Annotated in this window: 19 protein-coding genes; 12 read left to right on the top strand and 7 right to left on the bottom strand. The window is 59.5% G+C overall.

Translation table 11 applies throughout. The annotated features are described in order from the left end of the window. From DWA01_RS03935 to mdh, 5 genes are all read right to left on the bottom strand, one after another. Window positions 1-750 (bottom strand): biotin/lipoyl-containing protein (locus tag DWA01_RS03935; protein ID WP_200832496.1); only part of this gene is annotated, 750 nt, incomplete at its 3' end. Window positions 751-754: 4 nt separating this feature from the next. Beyond that, entirely contained in the window at window positions 755-3,718 is a 2,964-nt protein-coding gene (locus DWA01_RS03930) for a 2-oxoglutarate dehydrogenase E1 component (RefSeq protein ID WP_114284388.1), read from the bottom strand. Window positions 3,719-3,780: 62 nt separating this feature from the next. Next, window positions 3,781-4,662 (bottom strand): succinate--CoA ligase subunit alpha, encoded by an 882-nt coding sequence (sucD, locus tag DWA01_RS03925; RefSeq protein ID WP_114284387.1) that lies wholly within the window; start codon window positions 4,660-4,662, stop codon window positions 3,781-3,783. Window positions 4,663-4,666: 4 nt separating this feature from the next. Beyond that, window positions 4,667-5,860 carry an ADP-forming succinate--CoA ligase subunit beta gene (gene sucC / locus DWA01_RS03920; protein ID WP_114284385.1) on the bottom strand — a complete coding sequence of 398 codons (1,194 nt, stop codon included), beginning with the start codon at window positions 5,858-5,860 and terminating at the stop codon, window positions 4,667-4,669. Window positions 5,861-6,130: 270 nt separating this feature from the next. Next, window positions 6,131-7,093 (bottom strand): malate dehydrogenase, encoded by a 963-nt coding sequence (mdh, locus tag DWA01_RS03915; RefSeq protein ID WP_114284392.1) that lies wholly within the window; start codon window positions 7,091-7,093, stop codon window positions 6,131-6,133. Window positions 7,094-7,256: 163 nt separating this feature from the next. On the opposite strand from mdh, the gene DWA01_RS03910 reads away from it, so the two are divergent. Continuing rightward, window positions 7,257-8,006: a sulfite exporter TauE/SafE family protein gene (locus DWA01_RS03910; RefSeq protein ID WP_114284383.1), complete on the top strand. Its 750-nt coding sequence runs from the start codon at window positions 7,257-7,259 to the stop codon at window positions 8,004-8,006. 101 nt (window positions 8,007-8,107) lie between these two features. Here the strand turns inward: DWA01_RS03910 and DWA01_RS03905 are convergent, their stop codons facing one another. Continuing rightward, window positions 8,108-8,416, bottom strand: a complete 309-nt coding sequence (locus tag DWA01_RS03905; RefSeq protein WP_114284381.1) for a hypothetical protein — start codon at window positions 8,414-8,416, stop codon at window positions 8,108-8,110. A 379-nt stretch (window positions 8,417-8,795) separates the two neighbouring features. Here DWA01_RS03905 and DWA01_RS03900 point away from each other — a divergent pair, with 379 nt between their 5' ends. From DWA01_RS03900 to DWA01_RS03850, 11 genes are all read left to right on the top strand, one after another. After that, window positions 8,796-9,650, top strand: coding sequence for an HpcH/HpaI aldolase/citrate lyase family protein (locus tag DWA01_RS03900; RefSeq protein ID WP_114284390.1), 855 nt, complete (start codon window positions 8,796-8,798; stop codon window positions 9,648-9,650). 1 nt (window position 9,651) lies between these two features. Beyond that, window positions 9,652-10,200, top strand: coding sequence for an NnrU family protein (locus DWA01_RS03895; protein WP_114284379.1), 549 nt, complete (start codon window positions 9,652-9,654; stop codon window positions 10,198-10,200). A 4-nt stretch (window positions 10,201-10,204) separates the two neighbouring features. Beyond that, entirely contained in the window at window positions 10,205-10,408 is a 204-nt protein-coding gene (locus DWA01_RS03890) for a DUF1737 domain-containing protein (RefSeq protein ID WP_114284377.1), read from the top strand. A 4-nt stretch (window positions 10,409-10,412) separates the two neighbouring features. After that, window positions 10,413-11,444: a MaoC family dehydratase gene (locus tag DWA01_RS03885; RefSeq protein ID WP_114284375.1), complete on the top strand. Its 1,032-nt coding sequence runs from the start codon at window positions 10,413-10,415 to the stop codon at window positions 11,442-11,444. 494 nt (window positions 11,445-11,938) lie between these two features. Then, on the top strand, window positions 11,939-12,322 hold the full coding sequence (gene sdhC, locus DWA01_RS03880) for a succinate dehydrogenase, cytochrome b556 subunit (RefSeq protein WP_114284374.1): 384 nt from the start codon (window positions 11,939-11,941) through the stop codon (window positions 12,320-12,322). An 11-nt stretch (window positions 12,323-12,333) separates the two neighbouring features. Continuing rightward, window positions 12,334-12,705 (top strand): succinate dehydrogenase, hydrophobic membrane anchor protein, encoded by a 372-nt coding sequence (sdhD, locus tag DWA01_RS03875; RefSeq protein WP_114284373.1) that lies wholly within the window; start codon window positions 12,334-12,336, stop codon window positions 12,703-12,705. Between the two features lie 12 nt (window positions 12,706-12,717). Further along, window positions 12,718-14,523 carry a succinate dehydrogenase flavoprotein subunit gene (sdhA, locus tag DWA01_RS03870; protein ID WP_114284372.1) on the top strand — a complete coding sequence of 602 codons (1,806 nt, stop codon included), beginning with the start codon at window positions 12,718-12,720 and terminating at the stop codon, window positions 14,521-14,523. A gap of 12 nt (window positions 14,524-14,535) precedes the next feature. Next, window positions 14,536-15,315, top strand: coding sequence for a succinate dehydrogenase iron-sulfur subunit (locus DWA01_RS03865; RefSeq protein ID WP_114284371.1), 780 nt, complete (start codon window positions 14,536-14,538; stop codon window positions 15,313-15,315). Window positions 15,316-15,482: 167 nt separating this feature from the next. Continuing rightward, window positions 15,483-16,172 carry a glutathione S-transferase family protein gene (locus DWA01_RS03860; protein WP_114284370.1) on the top strand — a complete coding sequence of 230 codons (690 nt, stop codon included), beginning with the start codon at window positions 15,483-15,485 and terminating at the stop codon, window positions 16,170-16,172. A 72-nt stretch (window positions 16,173-16,244) separates the two neighbouring features. Further along, window positions 16,245-16,454, top strand: coding sequence for a hypothetical protein (locus tag DWA01_RS03855; RefSeq protein ID WP_114284369.1), 210 nt, complete (start codon window positions 16,245-16,247; stop codon window positions 16,452-16,454). Window positions 16,455-16,503: 49 nt separating this feature from the next. Continuing rightward, window positions 16,504-17,388 carry an urea carboxylase-associated family protein gene (locus DWA01_RS03850; protein WP_114284367.1) on the top strand — a complete coding sequence of 295 codons (885 nt, stop codon included), beginning with the start codon at window positions 16,504-16,506 and terminating at the stop codon, window positions 17,386-17,388. A 177-nt stretch (window positions 17,389-17,565) separates the two neighbouring features. Here the strand turns inward: DWA01_RS03850 and deoD are convergent, their stop codons facing one another. Continuing rightward, the gene (gene deoD / locus DWA01_RS03845; RefSeq protein ID WP_114284365.1) at window positions 17,566-18,270 is read right to left on the bottom strand and encodes a purine-nucleoside phosphorylase; all 705 of its coding nucleotides are present in this window, start codon (window positions 18,268-18,270) and stop codon (window positions 17,566-17,568) included. Window positions 18,271-18,420: the final 150 nt, after the last annotated feature.

Below are 18,420 nucleotides of genomic sequence, written 5' to 3'. Positions count from 1 at the left end.
CAGGGCCGGGGCGGGCGCCGGGGCGATCACAGCGCCCAGCACGTCTTCTTTCATCACCCGACCATCACGACCAGAACCGGCAATCGCGGCGGCGGCGATGCCTTTTTCCGCCATCAGCTTGTTGGCAGAAGGGGCGTTTTCGATGTCTTTGTTGTTGCTGGCAACAGCGGCTGCACCTGCGGTGGTGGCGGCCGGGGCAGGGGCTGCGGCACCGGCGCCGGAGGAGAGCACCGCCAGCCGGGCGCTTGCATCCACAGTGCTGCCTTCGGGCGCGGTGATTTCCATCAGCACACCGGCGGCAGGAGACGGCACTTCAACCGAGACCTTGTCGGTTTCCAGCTCACAGAGCATCTCGTCCTGGGCCACCGTGTCGCCCACCGCTTTGAACCAGGTGGAGACGGTGGCCTCGGTCACCGATTCACCGAGCGTTGGCACCATCACGTCAACGGTTGCGGCGGCGGCAACCGGTGCGGCGGATGGCGCGGCGGTTGCAGTGGCGGGCGCTTCTGCCGCGCCGCTGTTCAGCGTGGCGAGCAGAGCGTCAACGCCGACGGTCTGACCCTCAGTGGCGACGATTTCGCCGAGCGTGCCGGCAGAGGGCGAGGGCACTTCGACGGTGACCTTGTCGGTTTCCAGCTCGCAAAGCATTTCGTCGACCGCGACGGCATCGCCTGGTTTTTTGAACCATGTGGCGACGGTTGCTTCGGTCACGGATTCGCCCAGTGTAGGGACGCGGACTTCAACGGACATGTGTTTACCCTTTGATATTCAGCGCATCATTCACGAGCGCCAGTTGTTGTGCTTTGTGCTGGCTGGCAAGGCCAGTCGCAGTAGAGGCTGAGGCGGGGCGGCCCGCATAGACGGGACGGCCGTGTTTGGCGTCGATCCGGCCCAGAACCCATTCGATATTGGGTTCAATAAAGTTCCAGCCGCCCTGGTTTTTCGGTTCTTCCTGACACCAGACCATTTCAGCGGTTTTGAACCGTTCCAGTTCCTTCACCATCGACATGGCGGGGAAGGGATAGAACTGCTCAACACGCATAATATAGGTGTCCGTGATGCCGGCAGCGTCACGCGCCTCCAGCAGATCGAAGTAGACTTTGCCGGAACAGAGCACCAGGCGTTTGATGTCGGCGTCTGCTTTCAGCGTCGCGTTGGAATTGCCGGTGTAATTGTTGGCATCCGCATCATCCCACAGCATGCGGTGGAACGAAGAACCCTCGGCAAAATCAGCCAGCGTTGAGACCGCCTTTTTGTGCCGCAGCAGCGATTTGGGTGTCATCATCACCAGCGGTTTGCGGTAGCTGCGGTGCATCTGACGGCGCAGGATGTGGAAATAGTTCGCCGGAGTGGTGCAGTTGGCGATGATCCAGTTGTCCTGGCCGCACATCTGCAGGAAGCGTTCCAGACGGGCGGACGAGTGTTCCGGCCCCTGGCCTTCATAGCCGTGGGGCAGCAGGCAGACGAGGCCCGACATGCGCAGCCATTTGCTTTCGCCCGAGGAGATGAACTGATCGAACATGATCTGGGCGCCGTTGGAAAAGTCGCCAAACTGGGCTTCCCACATGGTCAGCGCATTGGGTTCGGCCAGCGAATAACCATATTCAAACCCAAGTACCGCATATTCCGACAGCATTGAATCGATGACCTCGTAGCGGGCCTGGCCATCCCGGATGTGGTTGAGCGGGTAATAGCGTTCTTCGGTGGACTGGTTGATGAAGGCGGAGTGACGCTGCGAGAACGTGCCGCGGGTGGAATCCTGCCCTGACAGGCGCACCGGATATCCTTCCAGTGCCAGCGAGCCAAAAGCCAGCGCTTCGCCGGTGGCCCAGTCAAAGCGGCCGCCGGTCTCAAACATCGCCTTTTTGGCCGCGAGTTGACGGGTGACGGTTTTGTGGATGTCAAAACCTTCGGGGCTATGGGTCAGGGCCGCGCCGATCTCGCGCAGGGTCTCTTCTTTGACCGAGGTTTGCCCGCGCTGATAATCCAGGTTCTTTTTGTCGAGGTGGGACCAGCGCCCGTCGAGCCAGTCGGCCTTGTTGGGTTTATAGTCCTTGCCGGCCTCAAATTCAGTGTTCAGATGGGCCTGGAACGCCGCTTTCATATCCTCGATTTCGCCTTCGGGGATCAGCCCGTCTTTGACAAGGCGCGCGGTGTAAAGCTGCAGCGTGGTTTTGTGCTTTTTGATAGTTTTGTACATCGCGGGGTTGGTGAACATCGGTTCATCCCCCTCGTTGTGTCCAAAGCGGCGGTAGCAGAAGATATCAATGACCACATCTTTGTGGAACTTCTGGCGGAACTCAGTGGCGACTTTGGCCGCATGCACCACGGCTTCGGGATCGTCGCCGTTGACGTGGAAGATCGGCGCTTCAACCATCAGCGCGATATCAGTCGGATAGGGCGAGGAGCGCGAGAAATGCGGCGCGGTGGTAAAGCCGATCTGATTGTTGACGATGATATGCATGGTGCCGCCGGTTTTGTGACCGCTCAGGCCCGAAAGCCCGAAACATTCGGCGACCACACCCTGGCCGGCAAAGGCCGCGTCGCCATGCAGCAGAATCGGCATCGCGGTGATACGGTCATCGTCGTTATGCTGTTCCTGCTTGGCGCGCACTTTGCCCAGCACCACCGGGTTCACGGCTTCCAGATGGCTGGGATTGGCGGTGAGCGACAGGTGCACATCATTGCCGTTAAAGCTGCGGTCAGAGGAGGCGCCGAGGTGATATTTCACGTCTCCCGAACCATCTACGTCTTCGGGTTTGTAACTGCCGCCCTGGAATTCGTTGAAAATGGCGCGGTAGGGTTTGTTCATCACATTGGCCAGCACCGAGAGGCGACCGCGGTGGGGCATGCCGATGATGATATCGCGCACCCCGAGGCTGCCGCCGCGTTTGATGATCTGTTCCATCGCCGGGATCAGCGCCTCGGCACCATCCAGCCCGAAACGTTTGGTGCCCATGTATTTGACGTGGAGGAATTTCTCAAAACCTTCGGCCTCGACCAGCTTGTTGAGGATCGCTTTGCGCCCTTCGCGGGTAAAGGCGATCTCTTTGCCAAATCCTTCGATACGCTCTTTCAGCCAGGCGGCCTCAGCGGGATTGGAAATATGCATGTATTGCAGGGCGAATGTGCCGCAATAGGTCCGTTTCACGATCGCCAGGATCTGGCGCATGGACGCCAGCTGCAGACCCAGCACGTTGTCGATGAAGATCGGCCGGTCCATGTCGGCGTCGGTAAACCCGTAGCTGGCAGGCTCCAGCTCGGGGTGGGGCTTTTCGTTGCGCATGCCCAGCGGGTCAAGATTGGCCACCAGATGGCCCCGGATGCGGTAGGCGCGGATGATCATCAGGGCGCGGATACTGTCCAGCACGGCGCGTTTGACCTGATCGTCCGAGACTTCGACGCCTTTGGCGGCGGCTTTCTTTTTGATCTTGTCGCCGGCGGCTTTGGGGTCTTCGCCCCACTGACCGTCCAGCGCGGCGGTCAGATCGTCGTTTGGCACCGGTGGCCAGTCACTGCGGCCCCAGGACGGGCCGGCGGCCGTGGCCTTCACATCGGTGTCCGTATCCCCCATCTGGGCGAAAAACTCCTGCCAGGACTGATCAACCGAGCCGGGATCACTGGCGTAACGTGCATAGAGTTGCTCGAGATATTCCGCGTTGTGCCCCTGCATGAAAGAAGAGGCGTGGAAGATGTCGTTGGAGGATTGGTCGGTCATGGCCTACACCTGAAAATGGAAAACCCGCGCGCCCGAAATCAGGCGCGCAGGCATAGGTTTAATTACCCGATGGCTTTCATCACGGCTTCGCCGAGTTCTGCGGGGCTGTCGGCAACGATGATACCAGCAGAGCGCATAGCTTCGATCTTGCTTTCCGCGTCACCTACACCACCGGCAACGATGGCACCGGCGTGGCCCATACGGCGGCCGGGAGGGGCGGTACGACCAGCGATAAAGCCGGCGGTTGGTTTCCAGCGGCCTTTTTTCTTCTCGTCCGCAAGGAACTGTGCCGCTTCTTCTTCAGCGGAGCCACCGATCTCACCGATCATGATGATCGAGTGGGTCTCGTCATCGGCGAGGAACATTTCCAGCACGTCGAGATGCTCGGTGCCTTTGATCGGGTCGCCACCGATACCAACAGCTGTGGACTGGCCCAGACCGAGGTCTGTGGTCTGTTTCACCGCTTCATAGGTCAGGGTGCCGGAGCGCGAAACCACGCCGCAGGAACCGCGTTTGTGGATGTGACCGGGCATGATGCCGATTTTGCAGGCGTCAGGTGTAATCACACCGGGGCAGTTTGGCCCGATCAGGAGGGATTTAGAGCCTTCCAGCGCGCGCTTGACCTTCATCATGTCGAGCACCGGAATGCCTTCGGTGATGCAGATGATCAGTTCCATTTCAGCGTCGATCGCCTCAAGGATTGAATCGGCCGCGAAGGGGGGCGGTACATAGATCACCGAAGCGTTGGCCTCAGTGACGTGTTTGGCTTCATGCACGGAGTTGAACACAGGCAGACCGAGATGGTTCATGCCACCTTTGCCCGGTGTCACGCCGCCAACCATTTTTGTGCCGTAAGCAATCGCCTGCTCAGAATGGAAGGTGCCCTGGGAGCCGGTAAAACCCTGACAGATCACTTTGGTGTTTTCGTTTACGAGTACAGCCATCGGATTATCCTTTCACCGCTTTGACGATTTTCTCAGCCGCGTCGCTGAGGTTATCGGCGGCGATCACATCCACGTCGGCATTGTTGATGATCTCTTTGCCTTTTTCGACATTGGTGCCTTCAAGGCGCACAACCAGCGGCACTTGCAGACCGACCTCTTTCACCGCGGCGATCACACCTTCGGCGATGACGTCACAGCGCATGATGCCGCCAAAGATGTTCACCAGGATGCCTTTGACGTTGGGGTCAGAGGTGATGATTTTGAACGCCTCGGTGACTTTCTCTTTGGTGGCGCCGCCGCCGACATCGAGGAAGTTGGCAGGCTCAGCGCCTTTCAGCTTGATGATGTCCATCGTGGCCATCGCCAGGCCGGCACCGTTGACCATACAACCGATCTCGCCGTCCAGCGCGATGTAGTTCAGGTCATGTTTGGAGGCGGCGAGCTCTTTGGAGTCTTCTTCGGTCTCGTCACGCAGTTCCGCAATATCGGGGTGGCGGTACATGGCGTTGCCGTCAAAAGAAACCTTGGCATCGAGGCATTTCAGCTCACCGGTCGGCATGACGATCAGCGGGTTGATCTCCAGCATCTCCATGTCTTTTTCGATGAAGGCGCGGTAGAGGTTGCCCATCAGCTGCACGCATTGTCTGATCTGCTTGCCTTCAAGGCCCAGATTGAAAGCGATGCGACGGCCGTGGAAACCCTGGTACCCGGTCGCGGGATCAACCGAGAAGGACAGGATTTTTTCCGGCGTATTGGCGGCCACTTCTTCGATGTCCATGCCACCCTCGGTGGAGCAGACAAAAGACACACGCGATGTGACGCGGTCGACCAGCAGCGCGAGGTAAAGTTCGCGGTCGATGTCAGAGCCGTCTTCGATATAGATGCGGTTGACCTGTTTGCCTGCGGGGCCGGTCTGGTGGGTGACCAGGACGTTGCCCAGCATCTTTTTGGCTTCATCGGCGGCTTCTTCGACCGATTTGGTCAGGCGCACACCGCCTTTTTCGCCGGCTTCGGCTTCGTTGAACGAGCCCTTGCCGCGGCCACCTGCGTGGATCTGTGCTTTGATGACCCAAAGCGGGCCATCCAGTTCACCGGCGGCGGATTTTGCGTCTTCTGCTTTGAGAACGACACGGCCGTCAGAGACTGGTACGCCGTAGTTGCGAAGGAGCGCCTTCGCCTGATATTCATGAATGTTCATGAAACTGTCCCGTGGTTGGTTCAATTATCTGGATTAATGCATAGTGGCAGGGGCTGAACAAATGGTTTTCGGCAGGAAATCGGTGAATCGGGCGAAATATTTGATTTTGTGATCACAGGTTTAAAAAGTGTGATCACAAAGTTGAAACTGTGGGCGCATACCGTGTCAGTGCAGGGAATCGCAAACGGCGCATGTGCGGATCCGCTGACGAAAAAGGCCGGGCGATTTGCCCGGCCTGTTCCAACAATTAACTGAGGTAGACCGGCCGGTTTAAGCCAGCGAGCTGTCGATGGCTTTGCAGGCGTCAACCAGGCCTTTGACCGCGGTCACCGACTTGTCAAACATCACCTGCTCCTCTTTGGAGAGTTTGATGTCGATGATACGTTCGATGCCGCCGGCGCCGATCACGGTGGGCACACCCACATACATACCTTTCAGACCCAGCGCACCGTCCACATAGGCGGCGCAGGGCAGGACGCGTTTCTGATCTTTCAGATAGGCTTCGGCCATTTCAATCGCTGAGGTAGCAGGCGCGTAGAACGCGGAGCCGGTTTTCAGCAGGCCAACGATTTCGGCACCACCATCGCGGGTGCGCTGAACGATGGCGTCCAGTTTCTCCTGCGTGGTCCAACCCATGTCCACCAGGTCTGGCAGCGGGATGCCGCCAACAGTGGAATAGCGCACAGACGGCACCATCGTGTCGCCGTGGCCGCCAAGAACAAAGGCGTTGACGTCTTTCATCGAAACACCGAATTCCAGCGACAGGAAGTGACGGAAGCGGGCGGAGTCCAGAATGCCCGCCATGCCGACCACTTTGTTATGGGGCAGGCCGGAGAATTCGCGCAGCGCCCAGACCATCGCGTCCAGCGGGTTGGTGATGCAGATCACAAACGCGTTTGGCGCGTGGGCTTTGATGCCTTCGCCAACGGATTTCATCACTTTCAGGTTGATGCCCAGCAGATCGTCGCGGCTCATGCCGGGTTTGCGGGCCACACCTGCGGTGACGATGCAGACATCGGCGCCGGCAATGTCGGCATAATCATTGGTGCCGGTCATTGTGGCGTCAAAACCTTCCGACGGGCCGGCTTCGGCAATGTCGAGCGCCTTGCCCTGAGGAATGCCGTCTGCGATGTCGAACATGACGATGTCACCCAGCTCTTTGAGAGCTGCGAGGTGGGCGAGTGTGCCACCGATTTGACCTGCGCCGATAAGGGCAATCTTGGGTCGAGCCATGACTTTGATCTCCGATTGGTTGTTTGGTTGGGCGCAGGGGTAAGCCATTTTGCCGGTCTATGGCAAGAGTGCTGCGCCGCAGCGGGCGGCGTCGGGGTGCTGGCGTTTGCGCAAACAGCCGTGTAAAGGCGGGGGACAACGCAGATTTGCAAGGGCCGCAGGCATGGAGCTGAGTTTTACGTTTTTTGCCTTCGCGGTGCCGGCGGTGCTGTTTGTCGGCCTGTCCAAAGGCGGATTTGGCAACGGCGCCGGTTTTGCCGCGACGCCGTTTCTGGCGCTGATTCTGACGCCGGGCGAGGCGATTGGTCTGTTGTTGCCGCTGTTCATTCTGATGGATGTGACGGCGCTGCGGGCCTATTGGAAGCAATGGCACTGGCCCTCGGCCCGGGCGCTGATGGCCGGGGCGCTGCCGGGGGTGGCGCTGGGCGCGGCGCTGTTCAGCCTGATTGACGGCGAAATGTTCAAAGTGATGATCGGTGTTGTCGCCATCGCCTTTGTGGCGTTCCAGGGCGTGAAAAAAGCCGGGCTGCTGCGTCCGGCCGCGCGCCCTATGGGCCAGAAAGCGGGCTGGTTTGCCGGCATGGTGTCCGGCTTTACCAGCTTTGTCAGCCATGCAGGCGGGCCGCCGGCATCGGTCTATCTTCTGTCGCAAAAGCTAAGCAAGACAGAGCATCAGGCGACAACTGTGGTGGTGTTTTTTGTCATCAACCTGCTGAAGTTCATTCCCTACCTGGCGCTGGGATTTTTCAGTAAAACCACTTTGCTGGTGGATGTGATGCTGGTCCCGGTGGCGCTGGGCGGGGTGATGGCAGGCGTCTGGCTGCACCGGGTCATGCCCGAGCGGCTGTTTTTTGGATTTACCTATCTGTTCCTGCTGATTACCGGCAGCAAGCTGATCCTGGACGGGATCTGAACCGGCACCGGCGCAATCAAACGCCGGGTAATTCAGTTTCCTGTCAGCGCAGGCCCACGTTACATAAGGCCTGGATCACTTCAGGCCCGCATCGGGTCAGGTCAGACGGGGGAGCCGGTTTTTTTGGCGACCTGTTCCAGCGTTTCAAACGCCTGGCCGGAGGCCACCAGACAGGTCAGCCCGTTTGGCTGTGTCACTGTGATGGTCCAGGATCCGGTTTCGGTGGAGGCAAAGGTTTCCACAACCGAGTTGTTTGATCCCAGCCCGATGGACTGGCGGGTTTCGCCGTATTTGATTTCCAGTCGCTCCAGCACATCTGCCCGTTTGGCGCATTGGTTGACCTGCGCCTGAACGGCGGAGCCTGCAAGGATTATGACAGTGGTCATAAGTGCAAAACACGTGTGTTTCATAGCCTGTTCCTTTCCGTAATACAGCCCCGGCGTATCCGGGGTCTGCTGTCGCGGTCGGGTTTTCTACGTGTTTCCGCAGCCTCCCTATTCACCGACCCGTCGAAGAAGTCTGCGCCTGAAGGGCAAAAATGTGGTTAACAAGGCGGGCTTTGTGTTCTGTGGGCGGACTGTCACTGGGTCTGCAGGCAGGATTTACGGTGGGATCGCATGTGGGGCTGACGGTTTGGCCTGTGCGGCTGCACGAGGCCCATACCGCAGGTTTTGAGGGGCACCCGGTCTGATCTTACGGCTCGTTTCTGCGGCGCAGCAAGAAAGATCTTGCGTAATGGTGCGGAAATGTAAAGGTTGGCGCAATAATGTTACCGAAGGATTTTGCGCCATGACCACGCCAGCCCGCCCCTATCGCTCGGCTCTCTATATTCCCGGGTCCAATGCCCGCGCGCTGGAAAAGGCGAAGGTCCTGGCCTGCGACGCGATCCTGTTTGATCTGGAAGACGCGGTGGCGGCAGACGAAAAGATCAACGCCCGTACAATGCTGGCCGCTGCGATCGGCCAGGGCGGATATGGCGCACGCGCCAAAATTGTGCGGGTGAACGGGTTTGACACCGCCTGGGGGCGCGAGGATGTCGCCGCTTTTGCCGGGCTGCCGGTAGACGGCATTCTGTTGCCCAAGGTGAACTCGGCGACCGATCTCGATGCTCTGGCAGCGCTGATCCCGGATGCGGCGCTCTGGGCGATGATGGAAACGCCGCTGGCGATGCTGAATGCGGCTGAAATCGCCGAGCATCCGCGCCTTGCAGGCATGGTGATGGGCACCAATGATCTGGCGAAAGAACTGAATTCACGCTTCCGGCCCGATCGTCTGGCGCTGCAGAGCAGCCTGCAGACGTGCCTGCTGGCGGCGCGCGCCCATGGTGTGATCGCGATTGACGGGGTTTATAACGCGTTCAAAGACACGGACGGGCTGCAATTTGAATGTGAGCAGGGCCGCGACCTTGGATTTGACGGCAAAAGCCTGATCCATCCGGCCCAGCTTGCAGTGACCAACGCCGCGTTTGCGCCCTCAACGGAAGAGCTGGATCTGGCCCGGCGTCAGATCGAGGCTTTTGAGGCGGCCAAAAAAGATGGGCTTGGTGTTGCAGTTGTGGATGGCAAAATCGTGGAAAATCTTCATATCGTGACCGCACAGGCTTTGCTGGCCAAAGCCGAAGTGATTGCAACGATGGAGGGATGATATGATCCTGCTTGTTCTGGGGGTGCTGTTGTGGAGCGCCGTCCATAGTTTTAAACGATTTGCCCCCGAGGCGCGGGCCCGTCTGGGCGACAAGGGCAAAGCGCTGGTGGCGCTGGGCGTTGTTGCCGGGCTTGTGCTGATCGTCACCGGTTTCCGGTCGGCCGATTTTGTCGAGGTCTATCAGCCGCAGAGCTGGGCGCGGCACCTGAACAACCTCTTGATGCTGGTTGCGGTGGCCCTGATGGGGCTTGGCAAGTCCAAAAGCCGGCTGCGTGCTGCAATCCGCCATCCGATGCTCAGTGGTGTCATCGTCTGGGGCGTGGCGCATCTGCTGGTGAACGGCGACCTGGCTTCGCTGGTGCTGTTTGGTTCGATGATTGTCTGGGCCTTTGTCGAAATGCGGTTGATTAACGCTTCCGAATTGCGTGGCGCTCGCTACAAAGATGGCAGCAAAGCCGGGGATATCCGGCTGGCTGCTATTACTGTGGCGGTGTTCGCAGTGATTACTTCCATTCACACCTGGCTGGGATACTGGCCGTTTCCAGGATGAGACTATGAAAGCCTACCGACTGCTGACTGAAGACGATACATCTGAATTTTGCCACAAGGTGACTGAGGCGCTGAGCAAAGGCTGGGAGCTCTATGGCGATCCGGTGATCAGCCATGATGCGACCACCGGTAAAATGCGCTGTGCTCAGGCCGTGATCAAACACTCGGACCAGACCTACACGTCTGAGACCAAGCTGGGGGCGTTGTAAGGGCATGAAAACCAGTCCGGGCCGTTTTTTTGAAGATTACGCCGTCGGGGATGTGATCGATCATGCGGTGCCACGTACCTTGTCAGGGGGGGAGCGGGCGCTGTATCACGCGCTTTATCCCGCACGTGGTGCTTTGTATTCCAGCGACGAATTCGCCGCGGCCTGTGGCCTGGCGCAGGCGCCGCTGGATGATCTGATCGCCTTTCATACGGTGTTTGGAAAAACGGTCCCGGACATTTCGCTGAATGCGGTGGCCAACCTGGGTTACGCCGAAGGGCGCTGGCATCTGCCGGTTTACCCCGGCGATACGTTGCGCGCCCAGTCCGAGGTGATTGGGGTCAAGCAGAACAGCAGTGGCAAGACCGGCGTCGTCTGGGTGCGCAGCCGCGGTTTTAACCAGCACGGCGCGCTGGTGCTGGACTATGTGCGCTGGGTGATGGTGCGCAAACGCGATTTGGAGGCCCCGGCCCCTGAAGTGGTGATCCCGGTGTTGAACAAAGTGGTGGATCCGGAGACGCTGGTGCTGCCCGAAGGGCTGGAATTCCTGCGCTATGACTTTACGGCTGCCGGTGAGCAGCACCGCCAGGCCGATTATGAGATCGGCGAAAAGATCGACCATGTGGATGGTGTCACCATAGAGGACGCGGAGCATATGCTGGCGACCCGGCTGTGGCAAAACACAGCAAAAGTGCATTTTGATGCCAGTCAGCGCCCCGATGGCCGGCGGCTGATCTATGGCGGTCATGTGATTTCGCTGGCGCGGGCGCTCTCGTTCAACGGGCTGGCCAATGCACAGATGATTGTGGCGCTGAACAGCGGCGCCCATGCCAATCCCTGTTTTGCGGGGGATACGGTGCGGGCCTGGTCTGAAGTGCTGGACAAGGCCGAAACCCGTGCCCCGGGTGTTGGTGCCATCCGCCTGCGTCTGGTGGCGGTGAAACAGGGCGCGCCGGAGTTCGCGCTGAAGTCTGAGGATGGCAAGTATCATCCTGATGTATTGCTGGACCTGGACTATTGGGCGCTGATGCCTTTGTAAGCGCCAAGCCGCCCCGGCCGGTCCAGTTCTGCGCCAGGCGCAGCAGATCGCAGGGTTTGAGTCGCACAATATTGTCGCCAGAGCGCCAGGCCGCCGGGGCCGGGCCTACGGGGGGATGCGCCGTGGCCGTGGCTCTGCCCGGGATTGGATCGGCGGTGTTGCCGGGGCGGAGCGCGAAGCGCAGTTTGTAGCCGGGCGCGCCCGCACAGGACAGGCCGCGGCCCGGCAGAGGCCGTGGCGCCACCGCCGTCGGTCTGAAACAGATGCCGGGCTGACTCGCGCCGTGATCTGTAGTAAAACCGTCGGATAGAAAAATGCTTTATGCCGCGTTAATTTGTGATCACACGCGCCAAAAGTGTGATCACAAAGTGTAAATATGTGCGATTTGGCGGAATATTTCGTCACAGTTACCCCGAACACCCCGTGACTTGAGCCAAAATATTGCTATCACTGGGCAAAAGCAACGCGCCGCGCGCCAGCGAAAGGGACACGTTATGGCTGATGTGAACCGGGGAAACCGTCCGCTTTCCCCTCATCTGCAGGTCTATCGACCACAGCTCACTTCTATTACTTCTATTCTGACACGGATCACCGGCAATGCTTTGCTGGCAGGTGCGCTTCTGGTGGTCTGGTGGTTTCTCGCCGCCGCGACCGGATCGGCCTATTTTGACCTGGTCGACGGCATTCTGACCAGCTGGATCGGCAATGTGATTATGACCCTGTCGCTCTGGGCGCTGTGGTATCACTTCGCCGCCGGGCTGCGTCATCTGTATTGGGACACCGGCCGCGGGCTGGATATTCCCACTGCTGAAAAACTCGGCAAGCTTGTGATCGCGTTTTCGCTGATCATGACTTTGATCACCGTCATCATCCTCTGAGGAGCGCAGGCATGGACTATATCACAGACCGCAAACGCGCTGTCGGGCATGGCGCGGCGAAATCCGGCACCCAGAAACACTGGGCGATGCAGATCAGCGCCGTGGCGCTGGCGATCCTGGTGCCGCTGTTCGTCTTTACTTTCGGATCCGCGCTGGGCGGCAGCTATGAAGAGGTCGTGGCCTATTACAGCCGGCCCTTCCCGGTGATTGTTGCCGCGCTGACTATGATTGTCGGTTTTCTCCACTTCAAAAACGGCGCGACCACAGCGATCGAAGATTATGCACGTGGCACCAGCCGCAAGCTGCTGATCCTGCTGGTGACCTTTGTCGCTTATACCGCGATGGCCACCGTGCTGTTCGCCCTTGCCCGCCTTGCGCTTTAAGGAGCATTGAACATGGCTTCATACGAATACGAAACCCACGATTATGACGTGGTTGTTGTCGGTGCCGGCGGTGCTGGTCTGCGGGCAACACTGGGCATGGCCGAACAGGGTCTGCGCACCGCCTGCGTCACCAAAGTGTTCCCGACCCGCTCCCACACAGTGGCAGCACAGGGCGGCATCGCCGCCTCATTGTCCAACATGGGCCCGGACAACTGGCAGTGGCATATGTTTGACACCGTCAAGGGCTCGGACTGGCTTGGTGACACCGATGCGATGGAATACCTCGCCCGCGAAGCGCCCAAAGCGGTCTATGAGCTGGAACATTATGGTGTGCCGTTCTCGCGCACCGAAGAAGGCAAGATCTACCAGCGTCCTTTTGGCGGCCATACCACCGAATTTGGTGACGGCCCGCCAGTGCAGCGCACCTGTGCTGCCGCCGACCGCACCGGCCACGCCATCCTGCACACGCTGTATGGTCAGTCGCTGAAGCATAACGCTGAGTTCTATATCGAATATTTCGCCATTGATCTGATCATGTCGGAAGACGGTCAGTGTCAGGGTGTGGTCTGCTGGAAACTGGACGACGGCACCATGCATGTGTTCAACGCCAAACTGGTGGTTCTGGCCACAGGTGGGTACGGGCGCGCCTATTTCTCGGCCACATCCGCCCACACCTGCACCGGTGACGGTGGTGGTATGGTGGCACGGGCCGGTCTGGCGCTGCAGGATATGGAATTTGTACAGTTCCACCCCACCGGTATCTACGGCTCCGGCTGCCTGATCACCGAGGGTGCCCGCGGCGAAGGCGGTTATCTGACCAACTCCGAGGGCGAACGCTTTATGGAGCGCTATGCGCCCCAGTATAAAGACCTGGCGCCGCGCGATTATGTCAGCCGCTCGATGACGATGGAAATCCGCGAAGGCCGGGGCGTGGGCGCTGAAGGCGATCACCTGCACCTGAACCTGTCGCACTTGCCACCTGAAGCGCTGGCCGAACGTCTGCCGGGCATTTCCGAAAGCGCCCGCATTTTTGCCGGTGTGGATGTGACCAAAGAACCGATCCCGGTCATTCCGACGGTGCACTACAATATGGGCGGCATTCCGACCAACTATTTTGGTGAAGTGCTGAACCCGACGGCTAAAGACGCTAACGCAGTGGTGCCGGGTCTGATGGCGGTGGGCGAAGCCGGCTGTGCGTCGGTCCACGGCGCCAACCGTTTGGGCTCCAACTCGCTGATTGACCTCGTGGTCTTTGGCCGCGCCGCGGCGATCCGGGCCGGTTCGGTTGTCGATGCGGATGGTCCCAACCCGGTGCTGAACCAGGCGTCTGTGGATGCGGCCTTTGATCGTTTCGACGGTTTGCGTCATGCCAAGGGCGGTACGCCAACGGCGGATCTGCGTCTGGAAATGCAGAAAACCATGCAGGCGGATGCGGCGGTGTTCCGGACCTCCAAAACGCTGGCTGAGGGTGTCGAGAAGATGACTGACATCGCCAGCAAGATCAGTGATCTGAAAGTCACCGACCGCTCACTGGTGTGGAATTCGGATCTGATGGAAACGCTGGAACTGACCAACCTGATGCCCAACGCGCTGGCCACCATTCACGGCGCCGAAGCGCGCAAGGAATCCCGCGGCGCCCATGCGCATGAGGACTTTTCCACCCGGGACGATAAAAACTGGCGGGTGCACACGATTTCCCGCGTCGACGGTACCAATGTTGAGCTGAGCCACCGTCCGGTGGTTCTGGAGCCGCTGACGACACCGGAACAAGGCGGTATCGAGCCCGCAAAAATCGCGCCCAAAGCGCGGACATTCTGAGGAGTTTGAAGCATGGTACAGTTTACACTTCCCAAGAACTCCAAAATCACCACCGGTAAAACCTGGCCAAAACCGGAGGGCGCGAAGAATCTGCGCAAGTTCCAGATTTACCGCTGGACACCGGATGACGGCAAAAACCCGTCGGTCGACACTTATTTTGTCGATATGGACACCTGCGGTCCGATGATGCTGGACGCGCTGATCAAGATCAAAAACGAAATTGATCCGACGCTGAGCTTCCGCCGCTCCTGCCGTGAAGGCATTTGTGGCTCCTGCGCGATGAACATCGGCGGCATCAATACGCTGGCCTGTATCTACGGCATGGATGAGGTGAAGGGTGACGTCAAAATCTACCCGCTGCCGCATCTGCCGGTGGTGCGCGATCTGATCCCGGATCTGACGCATTTTTATGCCCAGCACGCCTCGATCATGCCCTGGCTGGAAACCAAGACCAACCGTCCCGCCAAGGAATGGAAACAGTCAATCGGCGACCGCAAGAAGCTGGATGGTCTCTATGAATGCGTGATGTGCGCCTGTTGTTCGACCTCCTGCCCAAGTTATTGGTGGAACGGCGATGAATATCTCGGGCCAGCCGCGCTGCTGCACGCCTATCGCTGGATCATCGACAGCCGGGATGAGGCCACTGGAGAGCGTCTGGACGAGTTGGAAGACCCGTTCAAACTCTATCGCTGCCACACCATCATGAACTGCGCCAAGACCTGTCCCAAAGGTCTGAACCCGGCGAAAGCCATAGCGTCGATCAAACATATGATGGTGGACCGGGTGGTTTAATTCACCGCCAGATCCGCTGAAGTCAGAAAAACCCCGGTCCTGTGGCCGGGGTTTTTCTTTGCGCACAGGGGCGCAGGGGCGCTGTGCGGTCACGCAGGTCCGCGTGCATTGATCTGCGGCGGGCAAAGGCCATCTCTAAGAAAATGTTTTGTAAGTGGAGCCCGCCGATGTCCGATCTTAAACTGACCAGTCACCATCTCTGCCCCTATGTGCAACGCGCCGTCATCGTGCTGCTTGAAAAAGGCGTGGCGCATGAGCGCACTTATATCGATCTGGCCAACCGTCCGGCCTGGTTCGTCGAAAAATCCCCATTGGGCCGCGTGCCGATTTTGGAAAGCAAAGGCGCTGTCCTGTTTGAAAGCCAGGTGATCGCCGAATATCTGGATGAAATCACCGAGGGCTCGCTGCACCCGGAGGATCCGCTGGAAAAAGCCCGTCACCGGGCCTGGATCGAATTTGGCTCCAGCACACTGGCCGCCATCGGCGCGCTTTACAACGCCGGCGAAGGCGAGGAGTTTGAGGCAAAACGCCAGGCACTGGCGCAAAAACTGGCCCGTATTGAGGGCGAAATCCAGGGCCCGTGGTTTGGCGGCGACCGGTTCCACATGATCGACGGGGTCTGGGGCACGGTCTTCCGCTACTTCGATCTGTTTGATCAGATCACGGATCTCAACCTGTATGACGGGCTGACCCGGCTGCCGCTCTGGCGCGCAGAGGTGATGGCGCGGCCCTCGGTAATTGCGGCGACACCAGAAGGCTACAGCGCCGGGCTGACAGAATTTCTGAGCAATCGTCCCTCTCACCTGGGTCAGCAGACGCGGGACTGGGCGCAGGCAAAACGCTCTGTGGACGCCTGAGCCGGGCAAAAGACTTGACCCTGGTGGTCTCTTCGCAGAGGTCTGCCTGTGTAACCCACCAGGGAATACCGGATGTTTCTCATTGTTTTTGTCATCATTGCCGTGTTTGGCGGCATGTATATCTACCGGCGCGGCAACAGGCTGAGCCGCCACTGCCGCTGGCGACAGACCACACCCGGGTACTACCGCTGCCTGTCCTGTGGTGGCGCAGTTGTCTCTGGCGACCTGCCCAGAGATTGTCAGCTTCGCTCGCGCCATGAGGCCCCGGACGAATCGACTTGATCCTGATCACGCAACGGCATTTGGTGGGGCAAAGATCGAGGGAGACATCATGACCGACCCATCCACCCCCGCAAACGCGCCATTTCTGGTCCCGAGTGATGCCGCGGAGCGCCGCGCAGTCGCGCCGGTGATATGTTATCCCAACGAGACCCTGCCGCGGGTCGATCTGCAGCTATATCGCGCTGCGCGGGTCTCTGCGGTCAAAGTGGATGAGGTGCTGGTGCCGGCGCGGGATGCGGCCACGTTCAAAGTGCCGGCGGGGCAGTTTTTCCGCATCAGCAGTGTGGGTGGGCCCCAGGTCGGCGATCTCAACCTGTGGCATGCGGGCGATCTGAAGGAGCGGTTTTATTCCGGCAAAACCCGGGCGCTGCACGGCAGCCATCTGACCGTGGGCGAACGTATGTGGACCAGCCTGCCGTATCTGCGGCCGATGGCGACGATCACGGAGGACACGCTGGGCTGGTACGGGATCGATCAGTATGGCGGTTCGGTGCATGACGTGATCGGCACCCGCTGTGATCCTTATACCGGCAATCTGCTCGCCGGCAGCCAGTATCACTATTGTTGCCATTCGAACCTAGCCCGGGCGCTGGCAGCGGAAACCGGCATGAGCCTCGCGGAGGCCGAGCCCCATGTGCATGACGTGTTAAACGTCTTCATGTGCACCGGCTTCAGCCGCGATACGGGGCAGTATTTTATGAAAGCCAGCCCGGTGCGCCCCGGCGATTATCTTGAGTTTTTTGCTGAAATTGATCTGCTCGGCGCGCTGTCGGCCTGTCCGGGCGGTGATTGCTCTTCTGAACATTCCAGCGATGCGGCGGCCTGTTACCCGCTGCTGGTCGAAGTGTTTAAACCCGCGGCCGGTGCGCTGGGCGACTGGGATTCACCTGCACGCAATGGCTATGACCAGAGCCACGGCAGCACGCAGAGCTGACGGCTGCCGCCCGCGCCCTTCGGCTGCGCCTCACCTGCGCGTGCGCGCCTCATTGCGGGCCGCCCTTTTGGGGGCGGCCTGGACGGCGCACCAGGGCCGGTGCCGCCGCCCCGCTCGCGCGCCTGAAATGGTACCTGTGCGATCGCGTGTCAGGGTTGGCGATCGCGCGGCTGGGCCTCAGGCAAAGGCCGCTTCCAGCGCGATCTCAACCATCTCGCCAAAACTGCTTTCGCGGTCTTCAGACGGCAGCGCTTCCCCGGTCAGCAGGTGGTCTGACACCGTCAGCACCGCCAGCGCCCGTTTGCCGTGGCGCGCCGCCAGATTGTAAAGTTCCGCCGCTTCCATTTCTACACCGAGGATGCCGTGGCGGGTCATCAGCTCGTTCAGATCCGGGCGCTCGTCATAAAACACATCCGCCGAATAGATCCCGCCCACATGGGTGCTGGCACCGCGTTTTTGGGCCGCGTCATCGGCTGCGCGCAGCAGGCCATAATCAGCGCAGGGGGCAAAGTTGATCTCTTTGAAAATACCGCGCGAGGGTGTCGACAGCGAAGTGGCGGTCATCGCCAGGATCACGTCGCGGATCTTCACACTCTCCTGCATCGCGCCGCAGGAGCCGATGCGGATCAGCGTTTCCACGCCATAGAATTTGATCAGCTCATTGGCATAGATCGACAGGCTTGGCATGCCCATGCCCGAGCCCTGGATGGTGACCCGGTTGCCTTTGTATTCACCGGTAAAGCCAAACATGCCACGTACTTCATTGACCAGAACGGGGTTCTTTAAAAACGTTTCTGCTGCCCATTTCGCCCGGCGAGGATCTCCCGGCATCAATACGGTTTCTGCGATGTCTCCGGCTTTGGCGGCGATATGTGGTGTCATTGGGTTTGTCCTGTCCATCTGGGGAACGCCCAGATTAGACCGCATGGTCAAAAAGAAACAGCCCCCGTGAAGAGGGTCGTTTTCCGGCAGACAAAACCGCGGTTCCGGGGAGGGGCAGAGGGCTGCCGGGTCAGCGTGGGCGCCAGCTGC

It is taken from the genome of Candidatus Halocynthiibacter alkanivorans (assembly GCF_003333265.1).
Classification (GTDB): Bacteria; Pseudomonadota; Alphaproteobacteria; order Rhodobacterales; family Rhodobacteraceae; genus Halocyntiibacter_A; species Halocyntiibacter_A alkanivorans.
The sequence above is the reverse complement of the archived record's forward strand: the minus strand, read 5'-3'. Positions and strand labels throughout refer to the sequence as shown.

Excerpts from the sequence above, each read along its gene's own strand:
- DWA01_RS03930 (WP_114284388.1), bottom strand. The coding sequence starts at position 3,718 with ATGACCGACCAATCCTCCAACGACATCTTCCACGCCTCTTCTTTCATG.
- sucD (WP_114284387.1), bottom strand. The coding sequence starts at position 4,662 with ATGGCTGTACTCGTAAACGAAAACACCAAAGTGATCTGTCAGGGTTTT.
- sucC (WP_114284385.1), bottom strand. The coding sequence starts at position 5,860 with ATGAACATTCATGAATATCAGGCGAAGGCGCTCCTTCGCAACTACGGC.
- mdh (WP_114284392.1), bottom strand. The coding sequence starts at position 7,093 with ATGGCTCGACCCAAGATTGCCCTTATCGGCGCAGGTCAAATCGGTGGC.
- DWA01_RS03910 (WP_114284383.1), top strand. The coding sequence starts at position 7,257 with ATGGAGCTGAGTTTTACGTTTTTTGCCTTCGCGGTGCCGGCGGTGCTG.
- DWA01_RS03905 (WP_114284381.1), bottom strand. The coding sequence starts at position 8,416 with ATGAAACACACGTGTTTTGCACTTATGACCACTGTCATAATCCTTGCA.
- DWA01_RS03900 (WP_114284390.1), top strand. The coding sequence starts at position 8,796 with ATGACCACGCCAGCCCGCCCCTATCGCTCGGCTCTCTATATTCCCGGG.
- DWA01_RS03895 (WP_114284379.1), top strand. The coding sequence starts at position 9,652 with ATGATCCTGCTTGTTCTGGGGGTGCTGTTGTGGAGCGCCGTCCATAGT.
- DWA01_RS03890 (WP_114284377.1), top strand. The coding sequence starts at position 10,205 with ATGAAAGCCTACCGACTGCTGACTGAAGACGATACATCTGAATTTTGC.
- DWA01_RS03885 (WP_114284375.1), top strand. The coding sequence starts at position 10,413 with ATGAAAACCAGTCCGGGCCGTTTTTTTGAAGATTACGCCGTCGGGGAT.
- sdhC (WP_114284374.1), top strand. The coding sequence starts at position 11,939 with ATGGCTGATGTGAACCGGGGAAACCGTCCGCTTTCCCCTCATCTGCAG.
- sdhD (WP_114284373.1), top strand. The coding sequence starts at position 12,334 with ATGGACTATATCACAGACCGCAAACGCGCTGTCGGGCATGGCGCGGCG.
- sdhA (WP_114284372.1), top strand. The coding sequence starts at position 12,718 with ATGGCTTCATACGAATACGAAACCCACGATTATGACGTGGTTGTTGTC.
- DWA01_RS03865 (WP_114284371.1), top strand. The coding sequence starts at position 14,536 with ATGGTACAGTTTACACTTCCCAAGAACTCCAAAATCACCACCGGTAAA.
- DWA01_RS03860 (WP_114284370.1), top strand. The coding sequence starts at position 15,483 with ATGTCCGATCTTAAACTGACCAGTCACCATCTCTGCCCCTATGTGCAA.
- DWA01_RS03855 (WP_114284369.1), top strand. The coding sequence starts at position 16,245 with ATGTTTCTCATTGTTTTTGTCATCATTGCCGTGTTTGGCGGCATGTAT.
- DWA01_RS03850 (WP_114284367.1), top strand. The coding sequence starts at position 16,504 with ATGACCGACCCATCCACCCCCGCAAACGCGCCATTTCTGGTCCCGAGT.
- deoD (WP_114284365.1), bottom strand. The coding sequence starts at position 18,270 with ATGACACCACATATCGCCGCCAAAGCCGGAGACATCGCAGAAACCGTA.